Source organism: Candidatus Poriferisocius sp. (genome assembly GCF_965214065.1).
Classification (GTDB): Bacteria; Actinomycetota; Acidimicrobiia; order Acidimicrobiales; family Bin134; genus Poriferisocius.
In genome coordinates, this window is the sequence record NZ_CBDCAT010000027.1 from 980057 (window position 1) to 990953 (window position 10897).

A 10897-nucleotide genomic window follows, 5' to 3' on the forward strand; every position below is an offset into this window, starting at 1 on the left:
AAGGAGAGAATTCGCAATGACAGAGATCACCCTCACCCGGTTCGACGAGGTCCGCGACGCCTACCGCCAAAAGGGCCTCAAACAAGCGCTCTACGATGCGGCGGGGGTGATAATGGCCGACACCTTGCTCACCTTGTGGGGCGATGATCACCGCCGCCGCCGCCGGCTGGAGAACCGTCTGTTCCGCCGGGAGACGTTTGAGCATTACGAGCGGGATCTGCTGCCCATCGCAGTGGACGCAGTGCTGGACCCGGCCGCAGCCGCCGGCCGGGGCGACGTGGTGCCATTGGCCCGGCGGATCGTGGTCAACCTCACCGCCGCCGCTGCCGGAGTGGACTATTCGGAGGGCACGGCGGAGGAAACCGATCGGCTGTTCTCCTACGCGGTCAAGTTCAGCGAAGGAGCCACTGCGGTCCACAGCACCCGGGATCCCGAGGAGCTGAGGGCCGAGGTGGCCGAGGCCCTAGAGCGCTGGGACGAGGAGTTCTTCGCCCCGTCGCTTGCCCGCCGCACCGAGCTCTTCGAGAGGTTCGGCGCCGGCGAGGTCACCGAGGACGAGCTTCCCAAAGACGTGCTCACCGTGCTGGTGCGCAACCAGGACTCTTTGGACCTGCCCCGCGACGTGGTCCGCCGGGAGGTGGCCTTCTACATGCTGGCCGGAATGCACTCAACAGGGGCAGCCACCACCCACGCCGTCCACGGCGCATTCGGCTGGTTCGACGACCACCCCGACGACCGAGCCCGCATGATCGAAGATCCGGTGTTCCTCCAGCACTGCGTGCATGAGTCCATGCGCCTGCACCCGGCCAGCCCAGTGGCCCGCCGGGAGGCGGTCGAGCCGGTTACCCTGCGCGGCGGCACCGAAATGGCGGTGGGTGACACGGCGGTGTTCGACCTGTGGTCTGCCAATCGAGACACTGAGGTGTTCGGGGCCGATGCTGACAGCTTCAACCCGCTCCGCTCGATCCGCGACGACGTGCCCCGATGGGGCCACACCTTCGGCGGAGGGCGCCACGCCTGCATCGGAATGGAGCTCGACGGCGGCGTGCCGGCAGACGAGACCACCGGGGCCCCCATCTTGTTGGGCACGGTGGCGCTGATCCTTCAAGGCCTTCTTGCCCGAGGTGCCCGGCGCGACCCCGACAATCCCCCCCAGCAAGACCCCAACATCGCCCGGGTCTGGTGGGGCACATACCCAGTGGTGTTCTGATCGGCAGATCGCTGATGGACGGCTCGGCCGAAGAGCAGGAGGATCGGACCCAGCGCCCGCTGACCGGGGAGTTCTGGGCCGCGGTCGACCGGGGCGAGTTGGTCCGCCCGGTGTGCCAGGAGTGCGGGCAGAGCTTTTTCGTCCCCCAGTTCGCCTGCCCCCGATGCCAGAGCACCGACTGGTCCTTTCAGCCCAGCAGCGGGCGGGGCCGGGTGTACAGCCACACCACCATCCACCGACCTCCGACCCCGGCGTTCGACGCCCCCTATGTGCTGGCCGACGTTGATGTGGATGAGGGGTGGCACCTGCTCACCTGGATCGTGGACTGCGAGCCCGATCAGGTGGCTATCGACATGGCGGTTGCCGTGCGGTTCATCAGCGGCCCCGACGGCCACCGTCTGCCCGCATTCGCTCCCGATGAGGCGGCCCGGTGAACGTCGGGCTGGCCTTCGCCCGCAACGCGGCCCGCCACCCCGGCGACCCTGCCATCTTCGGAGAGCGAGAGCTGACCAACCGCCAGCTCGACGAGCGCACCAACCGCATCGCCAACGCCCTGCTCGGGGCTCATGGCCTGGGCAAGGGCGACCGGGTGGCCCTGTTGGCGGCCAACCGACCCGAGGTGGTGGAGGTGCTCGGCGGCATCACCAAGGCCGGCGGCTGCTATGTGGGGCTCAACTTCCGGCTCGGCCCGGTGGAGCTGGAGCAAGTGTTCGACAATGCCGACCCGACCCTGGCCATCACCGACACCGAGCACCGCGAGCAGCTCGACGGCTTCGACCTGCCGGTCATCGACATCGACCGCGACCTCGACCACCTGGCCGACGCCGCCTCGGCCGCGCCACCCGACACCCTGCACCAAGTGCGCCCCGACGATGACTTCTGCATCGTTTACACCAGCGGCACCACCGGGCGGCCCAAGGGGGTCCACTTCGACCACGCCCGGGTGCTCCAGCACGCCACCGTGGCCTGCCTGGAATACGAGATCGACCGCCACAGCCGCTACCTCATCCAGATCCCCCACAACTCCAGCGTGAACATCACCATCCTGCCGTGCCTGCTGATCGGTGCAGCCCAGGGCTTCGCCGACAGCCGCAACTTCGACCCGGTGAGCTATGCCCGCCTGGTGGAAGACCACGGGGTGAGCCATTCGTTTCTGGTGCCCACCCAGCTCATGCGGCTGCTCGACCGTCTGGAACGGGCCGACGACCACAAGCTGGGGTCGCTGCGCACGCTGGGCTACGGCTCGTCGCCCATCTCCCCCGACCGCCTCGCCGAGTTGGTGGAGCGCTTCGGCCCAGTGTTCAACCAGCTTTATGGAATGGCCGAGATCGCCTCCATCGGCACAATCTTGCGCAAAGAAGACCATGTGCGGGGGTTGCAGGAGCGCCCCGAGCTGCTGTCGTCGTGCGGCCAGCCGTCGTATGCGGTGGATGTGCGGGTGGTGGACCCCGAGGGCCGAGATGTCGAGGTGGGCGAGCGGGGAGAGGTGGTCTTCGGCGGCCCCCATGTGATGAAGGGCTACTTCCGCGATCCTGAGCGCACGGCGGAGGCGTTGCGGAACGGGTGGATGCACAGCGGGGACGTAGCCGAGGTCGACGGCGAGGGCTTCATCTACATCGTCGACCGGATGAAGAACCTCATCATCCGGGGAGGGTTGAACATCGCCCCCACCGAGATCGAGAACGTGCTGTACCGTCACCCCGCGGTGCTGGAGGCGTCGGTGATCGGCGTGCCCGACCCCGAGTGGGGCGAGGCGATTGTGGCCGTGGTGGCCCTCAAGCAAGGGGCCGAAGCCGATGGCCAGGAGATGCGGCTGTGGTGCCGGCAATCGGAGCTGACTTCCATCAAGATCCCCGAGCGGGTGGAGTTCGCCGACTCGCTGCCCAAGAACGCGGTGGGAAAGATCGCCAAAGAAGAGCTGCGCTCCCGCTACTGGGGAGAGGGCAGGAAGGTATGAACTGCTCCCGCTACTGGGGAGAGGGCCGGAAGGTATGAGCGGTGCTCATCCGCTTCACCGGGTGGCGATTGCCGGAGTGGCCGCCACGGAGATGGCCCGCCGGCTCGACACCACCTCGGCGGAGATCTCTTTGCGGGCCGCGTTGGCCGCGCTAGACGACGCTGGGCTGACGGTGGCCGATGTCGACGGGGTGGCTGCTCGCTGGCCGGGGCCGGGAGGCACCGTGTTCCAGCCCGGCTCAGCCGATTGGGCCGAGGTGTTCGGCCAGTCGCTTCGCTGGGTGTGCGACACCTATCCCCAAGGGGTGCCTGGCGCGCTGGACGCGGCGGGTGCGGTGGCCGCCGGGCTGTGCGAGGTGGCGCTGGTGTTCGGCGGCCAGGCCGGGGTCATGGGCGGGGCCAGCGTGGCCGACTACACCCGGCCCGACAACGAGTTCATCGCCTGCTGGGGATCGCTCACCGCGGCCCAGTTCGCCCTGGTAGCCCAGGTGTACCGTCACCGATTCGCCCCCGACCCCGAGCAGGTGGCCGCCATCGCGGCCGCCATCCGCAACGCGGGGTCGGCCAACCCAGCTGCGGTTATGGCCGGGCGGGGTCCCTACACCGCGGCCGATGTGCTGGCCTCGCCGATGGTGGCCGAGCCGTTCCGGCTGCTGGACCTGTGCTTGGCGACGGAGGGGGCCGCGGCCATGGTGGTCACCACCGCCGAGCGGGCCCGCGACCTCGCCAGGCCGCCGGTGGCCATCTTGGGCGGAGGTTCGGAGTGGCACCGCCAGCAATACGTGAATCCGCCCCGATACGACGAGGTATGGCGCCTCGGGGCCGACGCCGCCCGCCGGGCGTTCGAGCTGGCCGAGTTGGGGCCACAAGATGTGGACGTGTTCGAGCTCTATGACATCAACACCTACGAGGTGGTGCGCCAGTTCGAGTTGCTGGGCCTTTGCCCCGAAGGGCAAGGGGCCGACTACTTGGGCGAAGCGGGCATCGGCGCCGACGGCCGCCACCCTCTCAACACCGACGGCGGCCTGCTCAGCTACAGCCACATTGGCTGGGGCGGTCCCACCCTCAAGATCGTGGAGGCGGTAAGACAGCTCCGTGGCACCGCCGGCCCCGGCCAAGTAGCCGACGCAGAGGTGGCCCTGGTCACCGGCGCCGGCTCCGGCGCCCAATACCACAACGTCATGATCTTGGGCCGGGGCTGAGTCCGCATCGAGGACCCGGCAGCGGCGGAACCGATGCGTGATGATCCTGGACCGGGGCTGAGTCAGTCGGTTGCCCAGTCGAGCTCGGTTTTCATGGCCTGCTCGCCGCGGCGGCCGATGGTGAGCAGTCGGGGGTCGTCGGAGCGGCCATCCAGCCAGGCCCGGAGGGCTCGCATCGACGCAGTGAAGGAGCGGACCCGCTCGAAGCGGGCGGCATAGGCCAGGCGCTTCTGATCGATCGCATGGCCGTAGCCGGCGGAGTCGTCGACTGAGCACCAGCCGGAGAACCGGCGGGTGAAGGCCACGTCGCACATGGGGTCGCCGGCCCAGGCCCGTTCCCAGTCCAAGATCCCGCCCAGCTCTCCCGGCCCTGTCCAGCACATGTTGGCGAACCGGAAGTCGCCGTGGCACCACACCGCGGGATCATCGCAGTCGGGCCGATGGGCTCGAAGCCAAAAAAGGGCGGCCTCAAATTCTGGGTGGCGGTCGGGAGCGGCCCGTCGGTAGGCAGCCTCTGTCCGGTCGAGTTCGGCGTCGTAGGCATCGGTCACAGTGATGGGAGTTGTCAGAGCGTGGAGCCGGCTCAACGCATCGGCGGCAGCGGCGGTGTATTCCGAGCGGAGTTCGGTCACGCTCTCGAGCCGCAGAACCTGGCCCGGCACCCGGGAGTGAACGCCGAACGGTCGGCCGATGGGATTGCCGGGATTGGGCTGCACAGCCAGCACCCGGGGTGCTGGCACGATCCCCTGCACCCGTTGCAGGTTGGCGGCTTCAACCTCTGGGTCATACGGGTCAAGCGGCCCTCCTCGGGGCGCTACCCGTACTATCACGTCGTCCACCCCTAGCGTCACCCATGAGAACCCTCGCTCTAGGCGATCGATTCGGGGCTGGGCGTCCACCCCGTCGAACACCTCCGATACCGCACGGCCCACTGCTGCGGGCGACAAGTCCACCAAGCGAGCGTACCGGGCCACCCCAAGCCAGTAGACGCTCAATCGCAGGACCGGTTCTGCCGCCCGGTAACGTCGCCTGAAGTGCGGGATGGGGGAAGCGCATGAGCGCACAACCAGGAGCTGGTCGAGGTCCAGCCGTGGTGGCGGCCAGCATGCTGGCGCTGGGCATCGGCTCCAGCCTGGGCTTTTTCCCGGGTTATTTCGCCGGCGCGGTGCGCGACGACCTCGGCATCTCCCGAGCCCAGGTCGGCCTGCTGGTGAGCCTGCACTTCGGGTGTACCGGGTTGGGATCGATCACCGGTGCCCGCATCACCGAAAGGATCGGAACCCGCACCGCGGTGGTCGCCGATCAGCTGATCGTGGCGGTTGCTGCCTGGTCGGCCGCCCTCCTCGATAGCTATGCCGCTTTGATCGGGGCCGCGGTGTTAGCCGGCTTCGGCTACGCCCTGACCAACGCGGCCACCAATGAGGCGGTTGCCGCCGCGGTGCCCGAATCACGGCGTACGCTGGCGCTGTCGGCCAAGACCTCGGGAGTGCCGACGATGGCGCTGATCAGCGCAGTATTGGTGCCGTGGGCTTCTGACCGCTGGAGTTGGAACCTCATATTGATGATCGGGGGCACCATTGCCGCGGTTAGCGCCATCAATTCGGCGGTCGTCATCCCCGACATCCGCTCCTCCCGTTCACGGGCGCAACGCCAGGAATCGGCCCTTCCCCGTGGATTCTGGTGGTTTGCGGTGTCGGCATTCTTCCTGGTGGGCTCCTCGCAGCCGCTGTTCTCGTGGGCCGTGCCGTATTTGGACGAAGGGCTGGGCACTTCCAAACCGGTTGCGGGTGCTATCGCTGGAATAGCAGCAGGGCTCGGAGCGGTTTGCATGTCGCTGACTGCGTTGCGGGCCGACTATCTCGGTCGAACCAAACGGGTGCCGCTCATTGTCGGGCTGTGCGTGGTGCTGACCGCGTCGATTCTGGTGACAATGAGCGGTCTGACCTTTGGTTTGGCCGTGGCCACTATCGGCTTGTTCGCCGGCTTTATCGTCCAGTTGGCCGCCATCGGCATCATGCATGCCGCGGTGGTCGATCGGGCCCCGCAAGCTGTCGCCCGGGCCACCGGCCTCACCATGACCGGCTACTACATGGGCGCGCTGGCAACCCCGGTGAGCTTCGGCGCGCTAGTGGATTGGCTAGGCACCTACACCTGGGCCTGGCTGGCCATGGCCTTGGGCAGCACCGCCGCCGCCGTCTGCTTCGCCCGCGCCAACCAAGTGGGCGAGATGGGCTCTTGACCGAATTTGGCCTGACGACCAAGCTGGCTGGCGGGTTGACGCCATGAGTTACGAGCACGTTCTGGCACCGGTTGAGGTCAATGGGTTGGAGATCAAGAACCGAGTGGTGCGCACTGCGCACGGCACCAATATTGGGCAGGGGCGGGTCACCGACGAGCTGATTGCCTACCACGAGGCTCGGGCCGCGGGCGGGTGCGGGCTGACCGTTCTGGAGGCGGCGTCGGTTCATCCCACCGACATGGGCACGCTGAGGCTGCACGACGCCTCGGTGGTGGGCGACTATCGCCGCCTGATGGCTCGGCTGGCCCCCTACGGCATGGCCGTATTCCAGCAACTCGGCCATTTGGGTTATGAGGGGGTGACCGCTGACGATGGACCGCCGTGGTCGGCGTCGGAGCTGTCCGGACCCAGTATCCGCCGGCGGGCCAAGGCCATGGTTGCCGACGACATTGCCACCCTCACCGATGCCTTCGCCGCCGCGGCCCAGTGGAGCATCGAGGGCGGCCTTCACGGGGTGGAGATCCACATCGCCCACGGCTACCTGCTCCAGCAGTTCATGTCGCCGGCCACCAACCAGCGCACCGACGGCTACGGCGGCTCCTGGGAGAACCGCGTCCGGCTGGCCCGCGAGGTTGTGGGCGCGGTGCGAGAGGCGGTCGGGCCCGAGGTTCCAGTGGGCGTGCGGGTCGGATCAGAAGCAGTGGGCGACGGGGGAGTGACCGAGCACGATTGCGCCGAGTTGGTGAGAGTGCTGGCCGACTACGGGCTCATCGACTACGTGAACCTCACCTACGGGAGCTGTCTGCGGCCCCACAAGATCATGGGCGGGATGCACGAGCCCCCTGGCTACGAACTAGAAGCGGCCGCCCCGGTGGTGGCCGCTGTAGATCTGCCGGCCATTGTCACCGGCCGGTTCCGCACTCTGGCCGAGGCCGACGAGCTGATCGCCGGCGGAGTGGCCGAGATGGTGGGCCTCACCCGAGCCCACATCGCTGATCCCGACCTGGTGGCCAAGAGCATCGAAGGCCGAGAAGCCGAGATCCGCCCCTGCATCGCCGGCAACGACGGCTGCGTCGGCGGCCTCAACCGGGGTCGCCTCTCCTGCGCGGTCAACCCCGCAGTGGGCCGCGAGCTGGATTTTTCGCCGCTGCTACCGACCGCCCGGCTCCGAAAGGTGGCCGTGGTCGGCGGCGGACCCGGCGGCATGGAAGCGGCCCGACTGGCCGCCGAGCGGGGCCACTCCGTGGTCCTGTTCGAGGCCCGCGACCGCTTGGGCGGCGCTGTGCGGGAGGCCCAGGAGCTTCCCACTCGGGGTTTGCTGGGCGACATCTGCAATTGGCAAGAGCGAGAGCTAACCCGCCTAGGCGTCGATGTGCGGTTGAGCGAGACCGCCGATTTGCAAGCCATTTCAGCAACCCGACCCGGTTTGGTGGTGGTGGCCACCGGTGCCATCGGGGCCGAGATCCCCGACATCAGCGCAGCGCCTCAAGGGAGCACTGCGGTGGTGGAAGACCGCTTCGGCGGCTACGAGGCTCTCGGCCTAGCCGAGTGGCTGGCCTCCCAGGGGCTAGCGGTCACCCTGACCACCCCCGGCCGCCGAGTAGCCGCCAACGCCCTGCTAGATCTAGTGGTCCAACCCGCCCTAGAACGACTACAGGCCCTCGACGTCGGCATCCATACCAAGGTCGATCATCCGCCCGAAGCCGACCTCGCCCTCACCGTGGCCAAACACCCCTACGACCCCCTATCCACCGACCTCGCCAATGCCGCTCTCAAAGTCCAAGTGGTCGGCGACGCCCGGGAACCCGGCACAATCCTCACCGCCATCGCCGACGCCCACGGGATCGACTTCGACTAGCGGCCCTATTGGAAGGACACGAACACCGGGTTGGGGGTGAGTTCTAGGACTTGTTGGGGAGTGGCCATGGGGGAGTCTTCGTCATAGAAGTTCTTCCAGCCCCAATGGAATTGGCTGGCGTCGCGCTCGCCGGTCAAGGAGTTCCAGGTGTTGTACTTCATGTTCATGGTTCCTTGGCCGTCCATGTGGATCAATACCGCCAGCTCGGGAGGAGTCTCGACGAGTTCGCGGTTGGTGATCATTGAGAAGCTGAATTGGTGGAGGACCAACAGCTTCTGGGGCAGAGCCTCTTCGCGTACGATGCCGGCCAGCCACCTCACTACTTGGTTGACCTCGGCCGCGTCCACCGTGCCGATCTGCTCGAGGTGAACCTGGTGGGGCTTCAGCCTCCACTCGGGATCGATGGCCAAGCCGACGTGGGGAAGGCGGAGGAACTCCTCGTATACCTTCGCCTGGCTCAAGAAGTTGCTTCGCCCCGGTTGCAGATCGAGGACTACGTACACGTTGTTGGCAGCCGCGGTCTCGACCCAGGGTCTGATCACGTCCCGCGCCGTCATCGACGAATAATCACCGTCGCCGCCAGGACCAGCCGACGCCACGGTGGTGATGATCTCGAAGGTGGGCAACACCACTGCGCCGTCGGCGTCGTAGCCCTCGGCGATGGATCGGAGCCGTTCGACGCCCTCTTCGCGGCCTTGTTCTCCCAGCACCCCGAGACCTGGTCCCGACGGATGGCCGTAGATGGCCACCAAGCGGCGATCGAGGCCTTCATCGAACATGAGCAGTCCGCCTCCGGGGATCTCGTGACCTCGGCGGATTACCTCCAACTGCCAGAGCGTGTCCTCGTTTAGGCCAGGGGACAATTCCACCGTGGAGGCGTTGACGATCAGCTCCCTTGTTTGCGGGGGGAGGGCTCGGAGGTCGCCTGTGGCCACGATCAGCGTGTTGCCTACCTGGTAGCCGTGGGCCGCCAAGGTTGCGGCCTGCTCGTCGTCGGCTACCACCCACACGCGCTCAGGCTCCGCCGAGGGGGTTGAGGTGGCTATCGCCCCGGCGTTTGCGTTGGGCGCGGTGTTGACAATGGCCAGGGCCTCTCGAATGTCGTTGCGGTCGAATTCAGAGGGTGCAAGCCCGATCCCGGAAGCCCCTGATGCGTCTCGCGCTGTTGCCGCGGCATCGACTGTGGACGAAGCTGCTGCGGGGCTGCTCTCGAGTCGGTCTCCTACGGTGAGAACAGCGTCGGTGCTAGTCGATGCACTGCCAACCGGCAGGCACGACGATCCGACGGCGGCCAGGGCAATAAGACCTATGAACCGGGCAACACCACAGCCCGTCATGCGCTTGGAACGGGGGACTCGGGCACCCCGTGGCTCGCCCAACCCGCCGGGGTTGGGACGAATGAATTTTTGCACCAATGGCTCCTTCAGATTTCCTCAGGCCTGGGCGCCAACTCAGCGCGCTGCCCGTCTTGAAATCCGCATGCCCTGGTCCGAACCCGAACTGCCGAACAAGGACCCCCACTAAGCGGCAGGAAAAACGCTAGCCCAGCAATTGGTGCTGCTTAGGGCAATCGGCGAGATTCCCAGCGCCCCCCATCCGGGCTCTGGTCACCAGCGTGGGCGGCCGCTCGGCGTCATGCCTACTGCTCGGCGGTGCCCAGGTAGGAGGCCTGGAGGTCGGGGTGGGCGAGGAGGTTCTCGGCAGTGTCGTCGAGCACCACCCGGCCGGTTTGCAACACCCAGCCCCGGTCGGCGACAGATAGCGCCATATTGGCGTTCTGCTCCACCATGAACACGGTCAGCCCTTCTTCGTGGATCTGCTGGATGAGCTGGAAGTTCTGCTGTACTAGAGCGGGGGCCAGGCCCATCGACGGCTCGTCCATCAACAGCACCCTGGGGTCGGCCATCAACGCCCGGCCGATGGCCACCATCTGCTGCTCGCCGCCCGACAGCGTTCCCGACTTCTGGTTGAGCCGCTCTTTGACCCGGGGGAACAGCTCGAACACCCGCTCCATGTCGGAGGCGATCTGATCGGAGTCGGAGCGCAGATAGGCACCGAGGTCCAGGTTCTCGCGCACGGTGAGGCGCTTGAACAATCGTCGGTTCTCCGGAACCATGGTCACGCCGCGGGCTACCCGGTAGCTGGTTGGCTTGTCGTTGACCACCTCGCCGTCGAGCACGACGTCACCGGAGGTGGGCTTGAGCATGCCCAGCAGGGTCTTGAGGGTGGTCGACTTGCCGCTGGCGTTGCCGCCCAGCAGGCACACCAGCTCGCCGGGGTAGATGGCCAGATCGACGTCTTTGAGAATGTGTACCGCGCCGTAGTGGGTGTTCACCCCCCGCAGCTCCAATACCGGCTCAGCCTGGAGGGATCCCCCTTGCTGGTTTGGCGGAGCCGGGCTCCTCGTATCGTGCGAGTCCGGGCTCATTGGG

The 10897-nt window shown here is 67.1% G+C and carries 9 protein-coding genes; 6 read left to right on the forward strand and 3 right to left on the reverse strand.

The features are described 5' to 3' along the window. The first annotated feature begins 16 nt into the window (after nucleotides 1-16). The 4 genes from ACOOGG_RS11085 to ACOOGG_RS11100 are packed head-to-tail and all read left to right on the forward strand — an operon-like array spanning nucleotide 17 to nucleotide 4368. On the forward strand, nucleotides 17-1210 hold the full coding sequence (locus ACOOGG_RS11085) for a cytochrome P450 (RefSeq protein WP_420435149.1): 1194 nt from the start codon (nucleotides 17-19) through the stop codon (nucleotides 1208-1210). A gap of 14 nt (nucleotides 1211-1224) precedes the next feature. Beyond that, nucleotides 1225-1644 carry a Zn-ribbon domain-containing OB-fold protein gene (locus tag ACOOGG_RS11090; RefSeq protein ID WP_420435150.1) on the forward strand — a complete coding sequence of 140 codons (420 nt, stop codon included), beginning with the start codon at nucleotides 1225-1227 and terminating at the stop codon, nucleotides 1642-1644. Further along, nucleotides 1641-3167 carry a class I adenylate-forming enzyme family protein gene (locus ACOOGG_RS11095; protein ID WP_420435151.1) on the forward strand — a complete coding sequence of 509 codons (1527 nt, stop codon included), beginning with the start codon at nucleotides 1641-1643 and terminating at the stop codon, nucleotides 3165-3167. Before ACOOGG_RS11090 ends, ACOOGG_RS11095 begins: the two co-directional genes overlap by 4 nt. A gap of 34 nt (nucleotides 3168-3201) precedes the next feature. Next, entirely contained in the window at nucleotides 3202-4368 is a 1167-nt protein-coding gene (locus tag ACOOGG_RS11100; RefSeq protein ID WP_420435152.1) for a thiolase family protein, read from the forward strand. A gap of 62 nt (nucleotides 4369-4430) precedes the next feature. Here the strand turns inward: ACOOGG_RS11100 and ACOOGG_RS11105 are convergent, their stop codons facing one another. Continuing rightward, the gene (locus ACOOGG_RS11105) at nucleotides 4431-5321 is read right to left on the reverse strand and encodes a phosphotransferase family protein (RefSeq protein ID WP_420435153.1); all 891 of its coding nucleotides are present in this window, start codon (nucleotides 5319-5321) and stop codon (nucleotides 4431-4433) included. Between the two features lie 101 nt (nucleotides 5322-5422). Here ACOOGG_RS11105 and ACOOGG_RS11110 point away from each other — a divergent pair, with 101 nt between their 5' ends. Then, nucleotides 5423-6607, forward strand: coding sequence for an MFS transporter (locus ACOOGG_RS11110; RefSeq protein ID WP_420435154.1), 1185 nt, complete (start codon nucleotides 5423-5425; stop codon nucleotides 6605-6607). Nucleotides 6608-6650: 43 nt separating this feature from the next. Then, nucleotides 6651-8465, forward strand: a complete 1815-nt coding sequence (locus ACOOGG_RS11115) for an NAD(P)-binding protein (RefSeq protein ID WP_420435155.1) — start codon at nucleotides 6651-6653, stop codon at nucleotides 8463-8465. Nucleotides 8466-8470: 5 nt separating this feature from the next. Here ACOOGG_RS11115 and ACOOGG_RS11120 read toward each other — a convergent pair whose 3' ends face one another. Together ACOOGG_RS11120 and ACOOGG_RS11125 are read right to left on the reverse strand one after the other, a co-directional pair. Beyond that, nucleotides 8471-9877 carry a hypothetical protein gene (locus ACOOGG_RS11120; RefSeq protein ID WP_420435156.1) on the reverse strand — a complete coding sequence of 469 codons (1407 nt, stop codon included), beginning with the start codon at nucleotides 9875-9877 and terminating at the stop codon, nucleotides 8471-8473. 227 nt (nucleotides 9878-10104) lie between these two features. After that, nucleotides 10105-10893, reverse strand: a complete 789-nt coding sequence (locus ACOOGG_RS11125; protein ID WP_420435157.1) for an ABC transporter ATP-binding protein — start codon at nucleotides 10891-10893, stop codon at nucleotides 10105-10107. Between the last annotated feature and the right edge of the window lie 4 nt (nucleotides 10894-10897).

What these genes read in the sequence shown, in the direction of transcription:
- ACOOGG_RS11085 (WP_420435149.1), top strand. Translation starts at nt 17, where the DNA reads ATGACAGAGATCACCCTCACCCGGTTCGACGAGGTCCGCGACGCCTAC.
- ACOOGG_RS11090 (WP_420435150.1), top strand. Translation starts at nt 1,225, where the DNA reads ATGGACGGCTCGGCCGAAGAGCAGGAGGATCGGACCCAGCGCCCGCTG.
- ACOOGG_RS11100 (WP_420435152.1), top strand. Translation starts at nt 3,202, where the DNA reads ATGAGCGGTGCTCATCCGCTTCACCGGGTGGCGATTGCCGGAGTGGCC.
- ACOOGG_RS11110 (WP_420435154.1), top strand. Translation starts at nt 5,423, where the DNA reads ATGAGCGCACAACCAGGAGCTGGTCGAGGTCCAGCCGTGGTGGCGGCC.
- ACOOGG_RS11115 (WP_420435155.1), top strand. Translation starts at nt 6,651, where the DNA reads ATGAGTTACGAGCACGTTCTGGCACCGGTTGAGGTCAATGGGTTGGAG.
- ACOOGG_RS11125 (WP_420435157.1), bottom strand. Translation starts at nt 10,893, where the DNA reads ATGAGCCCGGACTCGCACGATACGAGGAGCCCGGCTCCGCCAAACCAG.